Below are 19,794 nucleotides of genomic sequence, written 5' to 3'. Positions count from 1 at the left end.
CCTACGTGATCTACTAACGGCCGCATAAGCCATCAGGTGTTGCGAGCATCTCTAGAATCCGCCTGGTGCGTGGTGGGGGCACGCGGACGTCCGCCCAGTTCCAGGGGCCCACCCGGTGTCATGTCCATAGCGGATGACGGGCGGACGTGTGAGGGGTCAGAATCGTTTCTGCAAAGGACCGGCGAGTTCTGGAAGGGGATAAGGACCATGACTGTGTCCGACTGGCTCACCGTCCTGACCACGACCGACGCCCAGGAGAAGGCCGAGGCCCTCGCCCGCGGCGCGGTCGAGGCCCGGGTCGCCGCCTGCGCGCAGATCTCCGGGCCGGTCACGTCCGTCTACCGCTGGAAGGGCGGGATCGAGACGGCCCAGGAGTGGCAGGTGCTGTTCAAGACGACGGGCACGCGGTACGCGGAGCTGGAGGCGCACCTGCGCGCGGCGCACGACTACGACACCCCCGAGATCATCGCGACGCCTGTGGTGCGCGGCAGCGCGGCGTACCTGGAGTGGCTGGAGAAGGAGACCGCCGGGTGACGCGGGGGACCGGGCCCGGCGCGGGGGGTGCCGCCCCTCCCGTGCGGAGCCCCGCCCGCGCCCTCCTCCCGGAGGACCGCGGCAGCCGGCTGCCCTTCTTCGTCTACGGGACCCTGCTGCCGGGTGAGCCCAACCACGCCCTCTTCCTGCGCGGCCGTACGCTCCACGAGGTCCCGGGACGGCTCGACGGCGCGGTGCTGTACGACGGGCCCGGGTATCCGTACGCAGTCGACGAACCGGGTGGCGCGGTCCGCGGTGCGCTGGTGACCGCTGCCCCCGACCGGTACGGCCGGCTCCTCGCCGAACTCGACCGGCTGGAGGAGTACGCCCCGGGCGATCCGGCCAACCTCTACGAGCGCGTGGCCCGCGACGTGGCCCGCGAGGACGGCACGGCCGTACGGGCCTGGGTGTACGTGGCGGCCCCAGCCGTGGCGCGGGGGCTGCGGGCCGGCGGCAGACTCATCGAGGGCGGCGACTGGCGGACCCGGTGACACGCAGGGCGGGTGCGCGGACGGTACCGGGCGGACGTTCCCCGGCGGCCTCGTGGCGCCCGGGACGGCGAGCGCGGCGCCGGCCCGCGCGCCTCACCCGCCCGGCCGCTCCGCCCGCCCGGTCCCGCCCTGCGGGTCCGCCCGTTCCACGCGGACCGCGCACGCCTTGAACTCGGGCATGCGCGAGGTCGGGTCCAGCGCCGGGTTGGTCAGGGTGTTGGCCCGGCCCTCGCCCGGCCAGTGGAACGGCATGAAGACCGTGTCGGGCCGGATCGACGCGGTGATCCGCGCCGGCGCCACCGCACGCCCGCGCCGGGACACCACGGCCAGCGGATCACCCTCCGCCACCCCCAGCCGCCCGGCCAGCCGGGGATGCAGCTCCACGAACGGGCCGGGTGCCGCGGCGTTCAGCTCGTCGACCCGCCGGGTCTGGGCGCCCGACTGGTACTGGGCCACGACCCGCCCCGTGGTCAGCAGGACCGGGTACTCGTCGTCCGGCTCCTCCGCGAGCGGCCGGTGGTTCACGGCGACGAACCGGGCGCGGCCGTCGGGAGTGGCGAACCGGTCGAGGAACAGGCGCGGGGTTCCGGGGTGGGACGGGACGCCGGCCGTACCGGCCCCCGCGTCCTCCGGGCCCGCCCGCCTCTCCGGGGACCCTTCCGGGAGGACGTCGGACGCGGGCTCTGCGCCGTCCCACGCGCCCCCGCCGCCGGGACCCGCGGCACGCGGACCCGTGGTGGCGGGACCCTCCGCCTGCGGACCCGTGGTGCCGGGAGCCGTGGCCCGCGGACCCGTCGCGCGCGGGTGCGGTCCCGCCGGCGCGTCGGCGGCTTCCGGAGCCTCGGCGGGACACGGCCAGAACACCCCGTTCTCCTCCGCCAGCCGGCGGTAGGTGATGCCCGAGTAGTCGGCCGGTCCGCCGGCGCTGGCCCGGCGCAGCTCCTCGAAGACCTCCTCGGGGTCCGTCGGGAAGCCCTTCTCCACGCCCAGGCGGTCGGCCAGCTCGTGCAGTACGTACAGGTCGCTGCGGACGCCCTCCGGGGGAGCGACCGCCCGGCGGCGCAGCAGGACGCGGCCCTCCAGGTTGGTCGTCGTGCCGCTCTCCTCGGCCCACTGGGTGACCGGCAGCACGACGTCCGCGAGTTCCGCCGTCTCGGACAGCACCACGTCCGCGACCGCGAGGAAGTCCAGCGAGCGCAGCCGCTCCTCGACGTGGGCGGCCCGTGGCGCGGACACCACCGGGTTCGAGGCCATCAGCAGCAGCGAGCGGATGTCCGTGCCCATCGCGTCCAGCAGCTCGTACGCGCTGCGGCCCGGTCCCGGCAGCGAGTCGGGGTCGACGCCCCAGACCTCGGCCACGTGGCGCCGTGCCGCCGGGTCGTCCAGCTTGCGGTACCCGGGCAACTGGTCGGCCTTCTGGCCGTGTTCGCGGCCGCCCTGCCCGTTGCCCTGCCCGGTGAGGCACCCGTAGCCGGACCTGGGCCGGCCCGGACGGCCGGTCGCCAGGCAGAGGTTGATCCACGCGCCGACCGTGTCCGTGCCCTTGGAGTGCTGTTCAGGACCGCGCGCGGTGAGCACCATCGCGGACTCCGGCTCGCAGAACATCCTTACGGCCTCGCGCAGTTGGGGAACGGACACCCCCGTGATCCGCTCCACGTACTCCGGCCAGTGGGCCATCGCCGCCGCCCGTGCCGCCTCCCAGCCGCTCGTCCGCTCCGCGATGTAGGCCTCGTCCGTACGGCCCTCGGCGACCACCAGGTGCAGCAGGCCGAGGGCGAGCGCGAGATCCGTGCCGGGCCGGGGCGCGAGGTGCAGGTCGGCCTGCTCGGCGGTGCGCGTGCGGCGCGGGTCGACGACGATCAGCCGCCCGCCGTTCTCCCGCAGTTCCGTGAGGTAGCGCAGGGCGGGCGGCATGGTCTCGGCGAGGTTCGAGCCGACGAGGACCACGCACCCCGTCGCCGGGATGTCCTCCAGCGGGAAGGGCAGCCCGCGGTCCAGCCCGAAGGCCTTGATCCCGCCGGCCGCCGCCGACGACATGCAGAAGCGGCCGTTGTAGTCGATCTGCGAGGTGCCGAGCACGACCCGGGCGAACTTCCCGAGCGCGTACGCCTTCTCGTTGGTCAGCCCGCCCCCGCCGAACACCCCGCACGCGTCGGGGCCGTACCGCGAACGAGTGCGGGACAGCCCCTCGGCGACGCGGTCGAGCGCCTCGTCCCAGCCGGCCGGCTCCAGCACGCCGGAGCGCCGCACCAGGGGCCGGGTCAGCCGCACGGCGCGGGACAGCAGCGCGGGCGCCGTACGGCCCTTGCCGCACAGCGCGCCCCGGTTCACCGGGAAGTCGACGCGCTCCGACACCTCCACCACGCCGCCGCCGGCCACGGGTGTCAGGTTCATCCCGCACTGCAGGGCGCAGTACGGGCAGTGGGTGGGCGTCGCGGAGGTGTCCATGCCGCCCAGCGTGCGTCGCACGTGTTACGCGTCGGCGCGCACCCGGTTACGCGGCAGGCACGGGGACCTCCCCGCGCGCCCCGGCCGGACGTGAGGGCGCGACCGGGACCCGCTCCAGCACGTCGAACGCCCGGCGGCCCGAGCGGCCCGAGAGGCCCGGCGGCCCGAGCGGCCCGGGAGGCGCCGTCAGCCGTCAGCCGTCCGCGGCCGCCAGCGCCCGGTCCACTCCCGGCTCCCGCGGCCCCAGGAAGCGCGGGTCCGGTTCGAGGACGGCGTCCAGCAGCGCCTTCCCGGCCGCCAGTACCTCGCGGGCGCCCCCGTAGTACCAGGTCGTGTCGTGCGGTTCCGCCACCCCGACCCCGTACGAGCGGACCCCCGCCTCCTCGCACAGCGCGACCGCGCGCCGGATGTGGAAGCCCTGGCTGATCAGGACGGCCTCGTCGACCCCGAAGATCCTCCTGGCCCGCGCGCACGAGTCCCAGGTGTCGAAGCCCGCGTAGTCGCTGACGATCCGCGCGTCCGGCACGCCCCGCCGGGTGAGGTAGGCGCGCATCGCGTCCGGCTCGTCGTAGTCCTCGCGGCTGTTGTCCCCGGTGACCAGTACCACCTCGATACGGCCGGCCCGGTACAGCTCGGCCGCCGCGTCGAGCCGGTGGGCGAGATAGGGCGACGGCTCGCCGCGCCACAGACCCGCCCCGAACACGACCGCGACCTCGGTGCGCGGCACGTCGGCCGTGGTCCGCAGCCGGTCGCCGGTCACCGTCCACATCCACGTGGCGGGAAGCAGGGCGAGCACGCAGCCGGCCATCACCGCCTGCACCGCGCGCCGCTGCCCCCGACGGGTGCGCGGCAGGCGTGGCGGACGCAGTCTCGGACGACGCATCGGACGGTCCCTCCCCTGGTGGCCTCGTCGCTGAGGACGCGTACGGACATGATCCGGTTTGCCGCGCGGAGCACGTCCGCCGGGTACGGTGCGCCGGGGCGGCCGTCCGGGGCACCTCACAGGGCGCCCGCACCCCGCGGTGATCCCCCGGAAAACACCTGTCATTCCCGTGCAACGGGGAGGCAACCTCCGCCCGGCACCATCGGTGCATGACGGCGTCGAACCCTCTTCGCGACGAGTCCGAGCCCCGCCGCGGCGGCCAGCCGCTGCGTGGCGCCCACCTCGACAGTACGGCGCAACTCATGAACCGGATCACCAGCCAGCTCGGCAGTCAGCTCAGCCTCGTGTCCCTCGACGGCACCCGGCGTCCCGTCCCGCCCGCACTCGTCCTGGTCGGCCACGGCAGCAGGGACCCGCGTGCCCTGAGCACCGTGCGCGCCCTCGCCGACCGGATCCGGGGGCTGCGCCCCGGCCTGCCCGTGCACCTCGGGCACATCGAACTGAACGCGCCCCTGCTGCCCGACACGCTCGCCGCCCTGGGCACCGCCGAGGCGGTCCTGGTCCCGCTGCTGCTCAGCCGCGGCTTCCACGTCAAGCAGGACATCCCGCTGGCCGCCGCCGCCTCGCCGGCCCGCACCCGGGTGGCCGCGCCCCTCGGCCCGCACCCGCTGCTCGTGGAGACCCTGCACGAGCGGCTCGTCGAAGCGGGCTGGCGCACCCCGCGCGGCGCCGCCGAGCGCCGGGCGAGCGGGGTCGTGCTCGCCGCCGCCGGGTCCCGCGACCCCGAGGCGGCCGTGGACACCCGCCGCACCGCCGTGCTGCTGGCCGAGCGCCTCGGCGTGCCGGTCGTCCCCGCGTACGCCTCCGCGGCGGCGCCCACGGTCGGGCACGCCGTGCGGGCCCTCGCCTCCCGGGGCCGCCACCGGACCGCGGTCGCCTCCTACTTCACGGCTCCCGGCAGGTTCGCGACCGAGTGCGCCGCCGCGGCCCCGTGGATCGCCGCCGCCCCGCTCGGCGCCCACCCGGCCGTGGCACGGCTCGTCCTGCACCGCTACGACCGGGCCCTCGCCGCCGCGGACGCCGCCGGGGAGCGCCGGCTCGCCCCGGCCTGACGTGCGGCGGCCCCGGGCCGCCCGCGTCCCGTTCGTCGGTGCCTGCGTCTAGTGTCGGAGGATGGCAGGCAGCGCGTCACCCCCACACCCGGAACCACGGACACGGCCACCCCGGCACGAGGACACCGCCCACGACCCCACGGCGGGGCAGGGCCCCGCCGCGTACGACGGCACGGCGGTGGAGCGCTGGGCCGTCGAACCGGACAAGCGGCCCGGCCGCACGGCCTTCCAGCGCGACCGCGCGCGTGTGCTGCACTCCTCCGCGCTGCGCAGGCTCGCCGGCAAGACCCAGGTGGTCACACCGGGCACCAGCAGCCAGGTCTGGGACGCCAGCCCCCGCACCCGGCTGACCCACTCCCTCGAATGCGCCCAGGTCGGGCGTGAGCTGGGCGCGGCCCTCGGCTGCGACCCCGACCTCGTCGAGGCGGCCTGCCTCTCCCACGACCTGGGCCATCCGCCCTTCGGGCACAACGGCGAACAGGCGCTGAACGCGTTCGCGGAGGACTGCGGCGGCTTCGAGGGCAACGCGCAGTCGCTGCGGCTGCTCACGCGCATCGAGCCCAAGCACTTCGTGCGCGTGGACTCGGGCGAGCTCGTCAGCGTCGGCCTCAACCTCACGCGTGCCGTCCTCGACGCCGCCACCAAGTACCCCTGGCCGCGCGGCGCGCACCCGGCCGACCCCGGCTCCCCGAAGTTCGGGGTGTACGAGGACGACCGCCCCGTCTTCGACTGGGTCCGCAAGGGCGCACCGGACGGCCGCACCACCTTCGAGGCCCAGGTCATGGACTGGGCCGACGACGTGGCGTACTCGGTGCACGACGTGGAGGACGGCCTGCACGCCGGTCACATCGACCCCGGCTGCCTGCACGCCGAGCCCGAGCGCCAGGAGATCCTCCGCATCGCCGTCGGCCGGTACGTCCCGGCGGACACCGAACCCGCGGAACTCGCCGAAGCCCTCGACCGCCTGCTGGAGCAGGACTGGTGGCCGCACGGCTACGACGGCTCGGCGGTCGCGCAGGCCCGGCTGAAGGACGCCACGAGCCAGCTCATCGGCCGGTTCTGCCTCGCGGCGGAGGGCGCGACCCGCGCGACGTACGGCACGGGCCGGCTCACCCGGTACGCGGCGGAACTGGTCGTCCCGCGCGCCGCCCGCCTGGAGTGCGCGGTGCTCAAGGCCGTCGCCGTCCGGTACGTGATGCAGCGGGCCGAGCAGGAGCGGCTCCGCGCCGACCAGCGGATCGTCGTCGCCGAACTCGCGGAGGCCCTCACCGCCCGCGCGCCCGACGGCCTCGACCCGCAGTTCCGCGCGCTGTTCGACGAGGCGGCCGACGACCGGGCCCGCAAGCGGGTGATCGTGGACCAGATCGCGTCCCTGACGGACGCCTCGGCGCGCTCCCTGCACGCGCGGCTCAGGGGACGGCAGTGACGGGATCGAGCCGTCGACGTGACACTCCGTGGCCTGATCGGGCCACACCCCCTTCCCGCATCACGCTCCGTGCGGGAGGCTCGCAGATGGCGACATCCTTACGAGGAGGCATCAAGTGGTCGACGCAGATCAGACATTCGTCATCGTCGGAGGCGGCCTGGCCGGCGCGAAGGCGGCCGAGACGCTCCGGGCGGAGGGGTTCACCGGCCGCGTCCTGCTGATCTGCGACGAACGCGACCACCCGTACGAACGCCCGCCGCTGTCGAAGGGCTACCTCCTCGGCAAGGAGGAGCGGGACAGTGTCTTCGTGCACGAGCCCGCCTGGTACGCCCGCAACGACATCGAGCTGCACCTCGGCCAGACCGTCGACGCGATCGACCGGAGCGCGCGCACCATCCGCTTCGGCGACGACGGCACGCTCGTGCACTACGACAAGCTGCTCATCGCGACCGGCTCCGAACCGCGGCGGCTGGACATCCCCGGCACGGACCTGGCGGGCGTCCACCACCTGCGGCGCCTCGCCCACTCCGAGCGACTCAAGCACGTCCTGGCCGCCCTGGGCCGCGACAACGGCCACCTGGTGATCGCGGGTGCCGGCTGGATCGGCCTGGAGATCGCGGCGGCGGCCCGCGAGTACGGCGCCGAGGTCACCGTCGTCGAGCCCGAGCCGACCCCCCTGCACGGGGTCCTCGGCCCCGAGCTGGGCGAGATCTTCACCGAGCTGCACCGCGAGCACGGCGTCCGCTTCCACTTCGGCGCGCGGCTCACGGAGATCATCGGCCAGGACGGCATGGTCCTGGCGGCCCGTACGGACGACGGCGAGGAGCATCCCGCGCACGACGTCCTCGCCGCGATCGGAGCGGCCCCGCGCACCGGACTCGCCGAGGCGGCCGGCCTGGAGATCGCCGACCACGCCCACGGCGGGGGCATCGTGGTGGACGAGCGGCTGCGCACCTCCGACCCGCACATCCACGCGGCCGGCGACGTGGCGGCCTTCCACCACTCCCTGTTCGACACCCGGCTGCGCGTCGAGCACTGGGCGAACGCCCTGAACGGCGGCCCGGCGGCGGCCCGGGCGATGCTGGGCCGCGAGCTGACGTACGACAGGGTGCCCTATTTCTTCTCCGACCAGTACGACGTCGGGCTCGAGTACTCGGGCTGGGCGCCCCCGGGCACCTACGACCATGTGGTGATCCGCGGAGACGCGGGGAAGCGCGAGTTCGTCGCCTTCTGGCTGAGGGACGGACGCGTGCTGGCCGGGATGAACGTGAATGTGTGGGACGTCACAGAACCGGTCCAGCAGCTGATCCGCTCGAAGGCACAGGTGGACAGCGAGGCGCTCGCGGACCCGCACGTGCCGCTGGACAGCCTGGTCCCGTGACCCGCCGCGGCGCTCGACTGTCACACCACCACCGTAGAATTCACGCGTGGCCGGAAGGATCAACGACGAGGACGTGAAGGCGGTTCGGGACGCGGTCCCGATCGACGCCGTGGTGTCCGAGTACCTCCAGCTCCGCAACGCGGGCGGCGGGAACCTCAAGGGTCTGTGCCCGTTCCACGACGAGAAGTCGCCCTCCTTCCAGGTCAGCCCGAGCAAGGGGTTCTTCCACTGCTTCGGCTGCCAGGAGGGCGGCGACACGATCACCTTCGTGATGAAGGTGGACCACCTCTCGTTCTCCGAGGCGGTCGAGCGGCTCGCAGGCCAGGCGGGCATCACCCTGCGGTACGAGGAGGGCGGGTACAACCCCTCCCACCAGCGCGGCGAGCGCATCCGCCTGGTCGAGGCCCACAAGATCGCCGCCCAGTTCTACACCGAGCAGCTCGACACCGGCCCGGAGGCGGACACCGGCCGCACGTTCCTCGCCGAGCGCGGCTTCGACCAGGCCGCCGCCGCCCACTTCGGCGTCGGCTACAGCCCCCAGGGCTGGGACCACCTCACCCGCTACCTCCGCGGCAAGGGCTTCACCGACAAGGAGCTGCTCCTGTCGGGCCTCTCGCAGGAGGGCAGGCGCGGTCCCATCGACCGCTTCCGCGGCCGGCTCATGTGGCCCATCCGCGACATCGGCGGCGAGGTCGTCGGCTTCGGCGCCCGCAAGCTGTACGAGTCGGACAACGGCCCGAAGTACCTGAACACGCCCGACACGCCCATCTACCGCAAGTCGCAGGTGCTCTACGGCATCGACCTGGCGAAGAAGGACATCGCCAAGAGCAGCCGGGCCGTCGTGGTCGAGGGCTACACCGACGTGATGGCCTGCCACCTCGCTGGGATCACGACCGCCATCGCCACCTGCGGCACCGCCTTCGGCGGCGACCACATCAAGATCCTCAGACGCCTGCTGATGGACAACGGCTCGGCACGGGTGATCTTCACCTTCGACGGCGACTCGGCCGGCCAGAAGGCCGCGCTCCGGGCCTTCGAGGACGACCAGAAGTTCGCCGCCGAGACGTACATCGCGATCGCCCCGGACGGCATGGACCCCTGCGAGCTGCGCCTCGCCAAGGGCGACGAGGCGGTCGCCGACCTGGTGGAACCGCGCACCCCGCTCTTCGAGTTCGCACTGCGCCAGATCCTCGCCCGCTACGACCTCGAGACCCCCGCGGGCCGCGCCTCGGCACTCGACGAGGCCGCGCCCGTCGTGGCGCGCATCAAGAACAGCGGCGCGCAGCACGAGGTCGCCGTCCAGCTCGCGGGCATGCTCGGCATCCTGGACACGCAGTTCGTGGTCAAGCGCGTCGCCCAGCTCGCCCGCTGGGCCCGCGACCGGGGCGGCAAGGGGCCGGGTCCCGCCGAGCGCGGCCGCCCCCCGCAGGGCTACGAGGGCGGCCCCCGGCCCGCCTCGGGCCCCGCCCTCACGCTGCGCAACCCGGTCTTCGCCACCGAGCGCGAACTGCTCAAGCTCGCCCTCCAGCGCCCCGAGCTGGTCTCCCCGGCGTTCGACGCGTACGGGACGGACGAGTTCACCGCCCCTCCGTACGCGGCGGTCCGTGAGGCGATCATGGAGGCGGGCGGTGCCGAGCACGGCGTCCAGGACCCCCAGGAGTACCTGGTCAGGGTCCGCGAGACCGCCCCGGACGACGTCGTCAGGGCCATGGTCACGGAGCTGGCCGTCGAGGCCATCATGCGCAAGACGGTCGACGAGAACTACGCGGGCGAGCAACTCGTGACCGTCCGGCGCCGAGCCGTCGAGCGCCGGGTCCGCGACGTCCAGGGCACCCTGGCCCGCGCCAGCGCCCACGGCGATCCGGTGCACCTGGCCGCCGTCCAGAACGAGCTGTGGGTCCTCCAGCAGTACGACCAGGCCCTGCGCGAGAAGGGCGCCGGCGCGCTCTGACCGGACGGGTTCAGTCCCCGCGGCCCTCGAAGGTCGCGGTCACCGCCCGGACCAGCCGCTGTGCGAACTCCCGCTCGTCGTCGGCGAACCGCGGGTACTCGGTGGCGAAGTGGTTCCACTCGACGTACCCGACCGCCTCCACCACGTCCGCCAGGCCGATGCCCTCGAGGTACGGGTGGGGCCATTCGCCCGAGAGCCGGAACACCTCGTGCAGCAGCTCGTACGGCAGCGGATGCCGTTCGGCCAGCAGCACGGCGTCGTACAGGTCCTTGCCCTGGGCGTGCATGTCGTTGATCACCCACATCAGCTTCCACGCCAGTGACAGCGCGGGCGTCGCGGCCCACACGACCGTGCCGCCCGGCAGCTCCACGGGCGCGGGCTCCTCGGCCAGCCGCTCCTCGAACACGAAGTCGAGCTGGACATGGCCGCCGGGCAGCCCGGGCGCGCTCCAGGGCAGCACCATCCGGCGGCCCGGCACCCGCTCGTAGGTCCAGATGCCCTCGACGACGGCGCCCGCCGCCGAGAGGGCGACCTCGGACCCGCGTTCGGCGGCCAGCGCCTGCGCCGCCGCCGCGATGCCGTCGAGCATCCGGGCGGTGTACGGCTCGTCGATGCCCCGGGTGTGCGGTACGACGACGAAGTCGAGGTCACCCGGCTCGCGCGCGGCCTCCCCGAACCAGGCCGCCATCAGCACACTGCCGCGCAGCACCAGCGAGTCGGCCCACTCCGAGCCGGAGACCGCCGCGAGGACGATGTCCAGCGCACGGCGCCGCGCTGAGCGCCAGGCGTCGCCCCTGGCCGGGTCGGAGAAGCCCGGGTCGGTGGCGCGGTACGCGTTCGGGTAGTGCTTGAGGGCCGGTTCGAAGACCAGCCGCTGCTCGGCGTCGCGGTCCGGCACGACGTGCAGCGTGCGGGGCAGCTCCTCGTTCCTGCGCGTCGCCTCGTCCAGCCCGTCCTTGGGCGCGGGCAGCCCGTCACGGATCGCCCTGAGCCAGGCCCGGTTCATCCCCGTACCCCCCGCGCTGTCGTGGTCCCGTCCGGTACGACGTCGTCGATCCACCCGTCGTCGACGGACAGATCGCTGTCGTGGAGCACGAACTCCCGTTCCACATCAGTCACTTCGAACCCCTCCAGCTCCGTGAGCAGTCGATCGAGCGCCCGCCCCGCCCCCGCGGCGTCCACACCCCGGCACCTCTGCGTCACGAACCGCTCGTGCCGTCCGCCGGCCAGCACCCGCCGCGCGTTCCACGACAGATGGGCGCCGTGCGGGACGACCCGGGCGGCGAGGGCCGCCATGTCGGCGCCCGCACCGAGCAGCAGCTTCACGTGGTGCTCGAAGTACTGTGCGCCGCCGTCCTGTTCGCCGGGCTCGCGCGGCACCTCGGGCGCCCACGGGGACGACTCGATCTTGACCCGGACGGGTGCGAAGCCGTCCGCCTCCAGGCGCGCCACGACTTCCCGCGCCCGCGCCGATTCGGCGGCGTACGACGGGGAACCCGACAACGTGACCATCGGCTGCGACGGTGTCCGTCCGCGGAACAGCACGATGTGCGTCACCTTGAGGGCGGACGCGGCCGCCCACCGTCGCAGCCGCTCCAACTCGACGGCGTCGGCGCAGTGGACCGTCACATGGGTTTCGTAGAGGGAACCGGACACGCGGGAATCGTGCCAGATGAGGGCACGAACAGGCACACGAGATTCCCGCGAGGGTAACCGCGCGGTCACGCACCGGACTCAAAAAGTCACCGCACGCCCCTCGTGGCGACGATGTGTCGTACTCCACACTGGGTTCCGGTGCCTGAGTCCTCGGAGCGCGGCCGACCCGCACGCGACGGGTCCGATGTCCCCGCGGTTCCGCTCAATGACTTCGGGATGGACAGCGGCGAGGCCGTCGACCCCATCCCCGACGTACCGCTGCCGCACGCCTCAGCAGCGACATTCCTGGAGGTCGCTCCCGTGCAGACCCAGACCCTCGACCAGACCGACGACACCACGCAGGAGGACGCCGATCCCGGCGTGCTCGCGGCCGTACCGCCGCAGAGCCGTGGCGCGCACCACCCCGGGACGGAACCGGAGGGCGCCGCCGAACCGGACGAGCCGCCGTCCGTCCTCGTGGAGACCGAGGCACCCGAGCCCGTCGAACTGCCTCGCGGACGCACGGACACCGGCGGCCCCTCGTCCGACCTGTTCCGCCAGTACCTGCGCGAGATCGGCCGCATCCCGCTGCTCACCGCGGCCGAGGAGGTCGAACTCGCGCGCCGCGTCGAGGCCGGGCTCTTCGCCGAGGAGAAGCTGCGCCTCGCCGTCGACCTGGACAGCCAACTCGCCCTCGACCTCGACAAACTGGTCGTCATGGGGCGGATGGCCAAGCGGCGCCTCATCGAGGCCAACCTGCGGCTCGTCGTCTCCGTGGCCAAGCGGTACGTGGGACGCGGACTGACCATGCTCGACCTCGTCCAGGAGGGAAACCTGGGCCTGATCAGGGCCGTCGAGAAGTTCGACTACGCCCGCGGCTACAAGTTCTCGACCTACGCGACCTGGTGGATCCGCCAGGCCATGTCCCGCGCCCTCGCCGACCAGGCCCGGACGATCCGGGTGCCCGTCCACGTCGTCGAACTGATCAACCGGGTCGTACGGGTCCAGCGCCGGATGCTCCAGGAACGCGGCTACGAACCCACTCCCGAGGAGGTCGCAGCGCATCTCGACCTGACGGGCGAACGCGTCAGCGAGGTACTGCGCCTGGCCCAGGAACCCGTCTCCCTGCACGCCCCCGTGGGGGAGGAGGACGACGTGGCCCTCGGCGACCTGATCGAGGACGGCGACGCGGCCAGCCCGGTGGAGTCTGCGGCGTTCCTGCTGCTCAGGGAGCACCTGGAAGCGGTGCTCTCCACGCTCGGCGAGCGAGAGCGCAAGGTGGTCCAGCTCCGCTACGGACTCGCCGACGGCCGTCCGCGCACGCTGGAGGAGATAGGCCGCATCTTCGGCGTCACCCGGGAGCGCATCCGCCAGATCGAGTCCAAGACCCTGAACAAGCTGCGCGACCACGCCTTCGCGGACCAGCTCAGGGGCTACCTGGACTGAGCGCGGGGCGGACGCGCCCGCGAACGCCGGAGGGGCCGGACCGTGGCGGCCGCGCCACGTGCTCCGGCCCCTCCGGCGTCCGGGACCGTCAGTCCACCTCCACCGCGGCCTGCGAGAACTGCGCCCGGTACAGCCGCGCGTACGCGCCGTCCGCCGCGAGCAGTTCGGCGTGCGCGCCCTGCTCGACGATGGAGCCGTCCTCCATCACGAGGATGGTGTCCGCGTCCCGGATGGTCGACAGCCGGTGCGCGATCACGAACGACGTCCTGCCGTGCGCGAGCTTCGCCATCGCCTTCTGGATGAGCACCTCGGTCCGCGTGTCCACGGAACTGGTCGCCTCGTCCAGCACGAGGATCACCGGGTCGGACAGGAAGGCCCGGGCGATCGTGATGAGCTGCTTCTCGCCGGCGCTCACCCCGGACCCCTCGTCGTCGATCACGGTGTCGTACCCGTCGGGCAGCGTCCGGACGAACCGGTCCGCGTGCGCGGCCCTGGCCGCCTCCTCGATCTCCCCGCGGGTCACCTCGCCCGAGGCCCCGTACGCGATGTTCTCCGCGATCGTCCCGCCGAACAGCCAGGTGTCCTGGAGCACCATGCCTATACCGGCCCGGAGTTCGTCCCGGGACATGTCCGCCACGTCGACCCCGTCGAGGGTGATGCGCCCGCCGGTGACCTCGTAGAACCGCATCAGCAGATTGACCAGCGTCGTCTTGCCGGCACCCGTGGGGCCCACGATCGCCACCGTGTGCCCGGGCTCCACCTTGAGCGACAGGTCCTCGATGAGGGGCTTCTCCGGGTCGTAGCGGAACGAGACGCCCTCCAGCGCCACCCGCCCCCGGAGCTCCACCGGCGTGGTGCCGGACACCGGGTCCGCCGCCTGCTCCTCCGCGTCCAGCAGCTCGAAGATCCGCTCGGCGGAGGCGACCCCGGACTGCACGAGGTTGGCCATCGAGGCGACCTGCGTGAGCGGCATGGAGAACTGCCGCGAGTACTGGATGAACGCCTGCACGTCACCGATCGACAGCGCGCCCGACGCCACCCGCAGCCCGCCCACGACCGCGACCAGCACGTAGTTCAGGTTGGACACGAACATCATCAGCGGCTGCATGACCCCGCTGTTGAACTGCGCCCGGAAACCGGCCTCGTACAGCTTCTCGTTCTCCTCGGCGAACTGCGCAGCCGACTCCTGCTGCCGTCCGAAGACCTTGACCAGGGTGTGCCCGGTGTACATCTCCTCGATGTGCGCGTTGAGCCTGCCGGTGGTCCGCCACTGCTGCACGAAGTGCGGCTGCGACCGCTTGCCGACGCGGGTGGCGACGACGAAGGACAGCGGCACGGTGACCAGCGCGACGAGCGCGAGCAGCGGCGAGACCCAGAACATCACCACGAGGACGCCGATGATGGTCAGCAGCGAGTTGATGAGCTGGCCCATCGACTGCTGGAGCGTCTGCCCGATGTTGTCGATGTCGTTGGTGGCACGGCTGAGCACCTCGCCGCGCTGCCGCCGGTCGAAGTAGGACAGCGGAAGCCGGGACAGCTTCGTCTGCACGTCCTCGCGCATCCGGTACATGGTCCTGTTGACCGCTCTGTTCACCAGCCGCGTCGCCACGGTCATCAGCAGACCGGCCACGAGGAACGCCGCGAGCGCGATCCCGAGCACCTCGGCGACCGCGCCGAAGTCGACGCCCTCGCCCGGTGTGAAGTCGGTCCCGGAGAGCATGTCGGCGGTCCTGCCGTCACCGCGCTCCCGCATCTCCGCCAGGACCTCGGCCTTGGTCCGCCCCGCGGGCATCTCCCGCCCGACGACGCCCGCGAACACCAGGTCGGTGGCCCGCCCGAGGATCTTCGGCCCCAGCACGGACAGGCCCACGCTGACCACCACGGCGCCGAGCATCCCGTAGAGGGTGCTCCGCTCGTGCTTGAACCGGGCGAGCAGGCGCCTGCCGGACCCCTTGAAGTCCATCGAGCGCTGGTCCGGGCCGCCCCCGGCCATCATTCGACCCATGGGCCCGGCCATCAGGCTGCCTCCGCTTCCGTGAGCTGGGAGAGCACGATCTCCCGGTAGGTCTCGTTGCCCGCCATCAGTTCGTGGTGGCGGCCCGTCCCGACGACGCGGCCCTCGTCGAGGACCACGATCCGGTCGGCGTCCCGGATCGTCGACACCCGCTGGGCGACGATCACGACGGTCGCCTCGGCGGTCTCCCGCGCGAGAGCCGAGCGCAGGGCCGCGTCCGTCGCGTAGTCGAGCGCCGAGAAGGAGTCGTCGAACAGGTAGATCTCCGGGCGCTGCACCAGGGTCCGCGCGATCGCGAGCCGCTGCCGCTGCCCGCCCGAGACGTTCGTGCCGCCCTGCGCGATCGGAGCGTCGAGGCCGTTCTCCAGGGCCTCCACGAACTCCCGGGCCTGCGCCACCTCCAGCGCGTGCCACAACTCCTCGTCGGTCGCGTCCGGATGGCCGTACCGCAGGTTCGTGGCGACGGTCCCGGCGAACAGGTACGGCTTCTGCGGTACGAGGCCGACGGTGCGGGCGAGCAGTTGCGGCTCGACCGTCCGGACGTCGACGCCGTCCACCAGCACCTCGCCGTCGGTGGCGTCGAACAGCCGCGGCACGAGCCCCAGAAGGGTCGACTTGCCGCTGCCCGTCGACCCGATCACGGCGGTCGTCTCACCGGGGCGCGCGACCAGGTCGACGGCCCTGAGTACCGGCTCCTCGGCACCCGGGTAGCGGAAGCCCGCGCCCCGGATCTCCAGGTGGCCGTGCCTGCGCAGCTCCAGGACGGGCGCCTTCGGCGGCACGACGCTGCTCGACGTGTCCAGGACCTCCTGGATGCGCTCGGCGCACACCTCGGCGCGCGGCACCATCATGAACATGAAGGTGGCCATCATCACGGACATGACGATCTGCATGAGGTAGGCGAGGAACGCGGTGAGCGCGCCGATCTCCATGTCCCCGCTGTCGATCCGGTGGGCGCCGAACCACACCACCGCGATGGACGACACGTTCACGACGGTCATGACGATCGGGAACATCAGGGCCAGCATCCGGCCGGTCCCGAGCGACACCTCGGTGAGGTCGGTGTTCGCCGTCCGGAAGCGCTCCTCCTCGTACGAGTCGCGCACGAAGGCGCGGATGACCCGGTTGCCGGTGATCTGCTCGCGCAGCACGCGGTTCACCGTGTCCAGCCGCACCTGCATCGTGCGGAACAGGGGCCGCAGCCGGCGCACGATGAGGCTCACCGAGATTCCCAGCACCGGCACGACGGCCAGCAGCACCCCGGACAGCGGTACGTCCAGGCCGAGCGCCAGGACGATGCCGCCGACGCACATGATCGGCGCCGACACGAGCAGCGTGAACGTCATCAGGGTGAGCATCTGCACCTGCTGCACGTCGTTCGTCGTGCGGGTGATCAGCGAGGGCGCCCCGAAGTGCCCCACCTCCCGCGCGGAGAACGACTGCACGCGGTCGAAGACCGCACCCCGGATGTCGCGGCCGACCGCCGCGGCCGTACGGGCGCCGTGGTGGACGGCGCCGATGTTGCAGACGACCTGGGCGAGGGAGATGCCGATCATCAGGGCGCCGAAGGACAGGATGTAGCCCGTGTCGCCCTTCACGACACCGTTGTCGATGATGTCGGCGTTCAGCGTCGGAAGGTAGAGCGTGGCGCAGGTCTGCAGGAACTGGAGCAGTACCAGCAGGGCGATCGGTTTCTTGTAGGGCCTGAGGTGGGCACGCAGGAGTCGTATGAGCACGCTGGGTCTCTCGGAGTGGTCGGCACAGGGCGGGTCATGCCCTCGCCCCATCGTCGGGCACTCCACCCGTGTTACCTCAACCGATTTACCCAAGACCGGTCCAAGAACCGACCCGCATCCGACCAAGGTCCTGGTCCGGCCCGGTCCCGCGGTCCCCGGGCACCCCTCCGAGGTCCGCCTGCCCGCACTCGTCCGCCGCTGCGGACCCGTGCGGGCTCGCGCGTACTTGTGCGGTCCGGACGGCCTCCGTCCGACCGGACTTCAGCACCGGACTTCAGCACCGGCCTCCGGCCGACCGGACTTCAGCACCGGACCTCAGGACCGGAACGCCCCCGGGTGGGTCTGCTCCCGCACCGACACGTACTGCTGGCGCACGGCCTGCCCCACCGCGACCTCCTCGCCCGGGTCCAGGACCTGCGCGGCGGGACCCTGCCAGGCGGGCGGCCGGCTCGGGTGCAGCGTGCCCTGCGTGACGCCGAGCGCCCAGGCGGCCTGGCGGGCCGCGCCGATCGCCGCGTAGTCGCCGGGCTGGGGCACCACGATCTGCGCCCCGAGCAGCGCGGGGGCGCACGCCTGGACCGCGCTCAGTTCCGCGGCCTGGCCCAGCAGGAAGATCCGGCGCACCTCGACACCCCGGCCGCGCAGCACGTCCAGCGCGTCCGCGAGCCCGCACAGCATGCCCTCGAAGGCGGCCCGCGCCAGATGCTCGGGCTTCATCGACTCGCGCCGCAGCCCGGCCAGGGTCCCCGCCGTGTGCGGCAGGTTGGGCGTCCGCTCGCCCTCCAGGTACGGCAGCAGCACGAGGCCGTGGGAGCCCGGGGTGGACTTCATCGCCAGGTCCGACAGCGCCTCCAGGTCGGGCACGCCGAGCAGTTCGGCCGCCCCGCGAAGCGCCCGTACGGCGTTGAGCGTGGTGACGACCGGCAGGTGCATCCCGGTCGCGTCGGCGAGGGAGGTGATCATCCCGGAGGAGTCGACGAGCGCCTCGTGGTGGACCGCCATCACGGAACCGGAGGCGCCCAGCGAGACCACCGCGTCGCCCAGACCGATCCCCAGACCGAAGGCCGCGGCCATCGTCTCGCCCGTGCCCGCCGAGATCAGCAGCCCCTCGGGCGTCGTACCCGCGGCCTCCCAGGGCCCGAGCACGTCGGGCAGCAGCGCCTGGTGCCCGAGGGCCAGCTCGACCAGGTCGGGACGGTACGCGCCGGTCGCGGCCGACCAGTAGCCGGTGCCCGAGGCCCCGCCGCGGTCGGTGGTCCGGCGGGCCGGGCGGCCGAGCAGCTGCCACACCAGCCAGTCGTGCGCCTGGAACAGCATCGCCGTGCGCATCGCGGCCTCGGGCTCGTTCTTCGCGAGCCAGCGCAGCTTCGTCACGGGCTGCGCCGCCTGCGGCACGCACCCGACGGCCTGTGCCCAGGAACCGCGGCCGCCCAGCACGTCGATCAGGTCGGCGGCCGCGACCTGCGCCCGCTTGTCCCCACCGACGATCGCCGGGCGTACCGTGCCGCCCTGGGAGTCCACCGGGACCAGGGCGTTCTGCTGCGTGGACACGCCGATGGCCTGGACCCCTTCGAGGAGTCCGCCCCCCGCGGCCTCGCCCAGGGACAGCAGCCAGGCCTGCGGGTCGACGTCCGAGGGCCGTCCGCCCTCCGGCACGCCGTCCAGCGGATGCGGGGCATAGCCCTGCCTGAGCACGGCTCCGCTCTCCGCGTCGCAGACGACGATGCGAGTGAAATCGGGCGAACTGTCCAACCCGGCGACTATCCCCATGACGGAAATTCTGCCGTACGAGCGGAGCAGGCCGTACCGGTCGGGCGCAGTCGCCCGTTCCGGCTAGGTGTTGCTCGTGCCCCAGTCGTCCTCGGCACCCGTGCCGTTCGCGTTGCGTTCGCGCAGGGAGCGGACGCGCGCGGCCACCGAGTCCGGGACCCGGTCGCCCACCTTCTCGCTCACCGCGTGGTACGCCTTGCCGGCGATCTCGCGTCCCTGCTGGGCCGCCGTCTCGGCGGTGTTCCGCACAGCGGGGTTCTGTGCGACCTGCTGAGCGGTCTTCCTCATCTTCTCGTAGCGCTCTCGCCCGGCTCGCGTGCCGAGCACGTATCCGAGGGCCAGTCCGGCGACGAACGTGAGCCGGTAGAGCATGGCGGGCCACCCTTCCCTTGTGTCGTCATCGGCGCGGGGGGAACCGATTGGCGGAGCACCCCCCTGCTTGCGCTAATGTATGTGTCGCAGCGAGCGCACGCCCCCTGGCGAATACCCAGGTAGGTACGTTCGATGCAAAGATCAATCCTCCGTAGCTCAATTGGCAGAGCAGCCGGCTGTTAACCGGCAGGTTACTGGTTCGAGTCCAGTCGGGGGAGCTCGATCTCCTGTAGCTCAATTGGCAGAGCAGCCGGCTGTTAACCGGCAGGTTACTGGTTCGAGTCCAGTCGGGAGAGCAGCGGAAAGGGACCCCTCAGGGGTCCTTTTTCATGCCCGGGGGAACCGCTCCGCCCGGGGCGGGGTCCTCAAGGTCATGCGAAGCCGACCATCCGAAGCAGGAGATCGTATGAGCGGCTATGCTGCGGCAGACGGCGCGCACAAATGTGCGCGACGCGCCGTAATGGGGCGGTAGCTCAGCCGGTTAGAGCAGCGGACTCATAATCCGTCGGCCGTGGGTTCGAGTCCCACCCGCCCCACCACGCGCTACGCGTGAAGAATCGATCCGACCTGCGGGGTCGTGGGTCTGACGGATTCT

The 19,794-nt window shown here is 72.7% G+C and carries 15 protein-coding genes and 3 tRNA genes; 10 read left to right on the top strand and 8 right to left on the bottom strand.

The genetic code is table 11. The features are described 5' to 3' along the window. The first annotated feature begins 207 nt into the window (after positions 1-207). Both cutA and IE265_RS30445 read left to right on the top strand, forming a co-directional pair. A complete protein-coding gene (cutA, locus tag IE265_RS30450) occupies positions 208-534 on the top strand; it encodes a divalent-cation tolerance protein CutA (RefSeq protein ID WP_190038950.1) in 327 nt (108 codons plus the stop codon). Positions 535-575: 41 nt separating this feature from the next. After that, entirely contained in the window at positions 576-1,025 is a 450-nt protein-coding gene (locus IE265_RS30445) for a gamma-glutamylcyclotransferase family protein (RefSeq protein ID WP_229916723.1), read from the top strand. 93 nt (positions 1,026-1,118) lie between these two features. Here the strand turns inward: IE265_RS30445 and IE265_RS30440 are convergent, their stop codons facing one another. Both IE265_RS30440 and IE265_RS30435 read right to left on the bottom strand, forming a co-directional pair. Continuing rightward, positions 1,119-3,473 carry a molybdopterin oxidoreductase family protein gene (locus IE265_RS30440; RefSeq protein ID WP_190038949.1) on the bottom strand — a complete coding sequence of 785 codons (2,355 nt, stop codon included), beginning with the start codon at positions 3,471-3,473 and terminating at the stop codon, positions 1,119-1,121. Positions 3,474-3,666: 193 nt separating this feature from the next. After that, positions 3,667-4,356 carry a SanA/YdcF family protein gene (locus tag IE265_RS30435; RefSeq protein WP_190038948.1) on the bottom strand — a complete coding sequence of 230 codons (690 nt, stop codon included), beginning with the start codon at positions 4,354-4,356 and terminating at the stop codon, positions 3,667-3,669. A gap of 209 nt (positions 4,357-4,565) precedes the next feature. On the opposite strand from IE265_RS30435, the gene IE265_RS30430 reads away from it, so the two are divergent. The 4 genes from IE265_RS30430 (at position 4,566) to dnaG (ending at position 10,226) form a co-directional block, all read left to right on the top strand. Then, a complete protein-coding gene (locus IE265_RS30430; RefSeq protein ID WP_190038947.1) occupies positions 4,566-5,468 on the top strand; it encodes a sirohydrochlorin chelatase in 903 nt (300 codons plus the stop codon). 61 nt (positions 5,469-5,529) lie between these two features. Next, the gene (locus IE265_RS30425) at positions 5,530-6,894 is read left to right on the top strand and encodes a deoxyguanosinetriphosphate triphosphohydrolase (RefSeq protein WP_229916721.1); all 1,365 of its coding nucleotides are present in this window, start codon (positions 5,530-5,532) and stop codon (positions 6,892-6,894) included. 115 nt (positions 6,895-7,009) lie between these two features. Continuing rightward, positions 7,010-8,275 (top strand): NAD(P)/FAD-dependent oxidoreductase, encoded by a 1,266-nt coding sequence (locus IE265_RS30420; protein WP_190038946.1) that lies wholly within the window; start codon positions 7,010-7,012, stop codon positions 8,273-8,275. 46 nt (positions 8,276-8,321) lie between these two features. Next, complete coding sequence (gene dnaG / locus IE265_RS30415) at positions 8,322-10,226, top strand: DNA primase (RefSeq protein WP_190038945.1); 1,905 nt, start codon at positions 8,322-8,324, stop codon at positions 10,224-10,226. Between the two features lie 10 nt (positions 10,227-10,236). Here the strand turns inward: dnaG and IE265_RS30410 are convergent, their stop codons facing one another. Beyond that, entirely contained in the window at positions 10,237-11,232 is a 996-nt protein-coding gene (locus tag IE265_RS30410; protein ID WP_190038944.1) for a nucleotidyl transferase AbiEii/AbiGii toxin family protein, read from the bottom strand. Next, complete coding sequence (locus IE265_RS30405) at positions 11,229-11,882, bottom strand: hypothetical protein (protein WP_190038943.1); 654 nt, start codon at positions 11,880-11,882, stop codon at positions 11,229-11,231. Before IE265_RS30405 ends, IE265_RS30410 begins: the two co-directional genes overlap by 4 nt. A 138-nt stretch (positions 11,883-12,020) precedes the next feature. Here IE265_RS30405 and IE265_RS30400 point away from each other — a divergent pair, with 138 nt between their 5' ends. Further along, positions 12,021-13,307, top strand: a complete 1,287-nt coding sequence (locus IE265_RS30400) for an RNA polymerase sigma factor (RefSeq protein WP_190038942.1) — start codon at positions 12,021-12,023, stop codon at positions 13,305-13,307. Between the two features lie 88 nt (positions 13,308-13,395). Here the strand turns inward: IE265_RS30400 and IE265_RS30395 are convergent, their stop codons facing one another. The 4 genes from IE265_RS30395 to IE265_RS30380 all read right to left on the bottom strand — a co-directional run bounded on the left by IE265_RS30395 (position 13,396) and on the right by IE265_RS30380 (position 19,199). Further along, positions 13,396-15,324 (bottom strand): ABC transporter ATP-binding protein, encoded by a 1,929-nt coding sequence (locus IE265_RS30395; RefSeq protein WP_190038941.1) that lies wholly within the window; start codon positions 15,322-15,324, stop codon positions 13,396-13,398. Next, the gene (locus IE265_RS30390) at positions 15,324-17,057 is read right to left on the bottom strand and encodes an ABC transporter ATP-binding protein (RefSeq protein WP_190038940.1); all 1,734 of its coding nucleotides are present in this window, start codon (positions 17,055-17,057) and stop codon (positions 15,324-15,326) included. The genes IE265_RS30395 and IE265_RS30390 overlap by 1 nt, the downstream gene beginning before the upstream one ends. Positions 17,058-17,372: 315 nt before the next feature. Further along, the gene (locus tag IE265_RS30385) at positions 17,373-18,827 is read right to left on the bottom strand and encodes an FGGY family carbohydrate kinase (protein WP_190038939.1); all 1,455 of its coding nucleotides are present in this window, start codon (positions 18,825-18,827) and stop codon (positions 17,373-17,375) included. Positions 18,828-18,890: 63 nt separating this feature from the next. Next, positions 18,891-19,199 carry a YtxH domain-containing protein gene (locus tag IE265_RS30380; protein WP_190038938.1) on the bottom strand — a complete coding sequence of 103 codons (309 nt, stop codon included), beginning with the start codon at positions 19,197-19,199 and terminating at the stop codon, positions 18,891-18,893. Between the two features lie 145 nt (positions 19,200-19,344). Here IE265_RS30380 and IE265_RS30375 point away from each other — a divergent pair. The 3 genes from IE265_RS30375 to IE265_RS30365 all read left to right on the top strand — a co-directional run bounded on the left by IE265_RS30375 (position 19,345) and on the right by IE265_RS30365 (position 19,738). Beyond that, positions 19,345-19,417: transfer RNA gene (locus IE265_RS30375), tRNA-Asn, on the top strand. Between the two features lie 5 nt (positions 19,418-19,422). After that, positions 19,423-19,495, top strand: a tRNA-Asn gene (locus IE265_RS30370). A gap of 166 nt (positions 19,496-19,661) precedes the next feature. Next, positions 19,662-19,738, top strand: a tRNA-Ile gene (locus IE265_RS30365). Positions 19,739-19,794: the final 56 nt, after the last annotated feature.

This window comes from Streptomyces fructofermentans, assembly GCF_014651055.1.
In the GTDB taxonomy this organism is placed as follows: domain Bacteria; phylum Actinomycetota; class Actinomycetes; order Streptomycetales; family Streptomycetaceae; genus Streptomyces; species Streptomyces fructofermentans.
The sequence above is the reverse complement of the archived record's forward strand: the minus strand, read 5'-3'. Positions and strand labels throughout refer to the sequence as shown.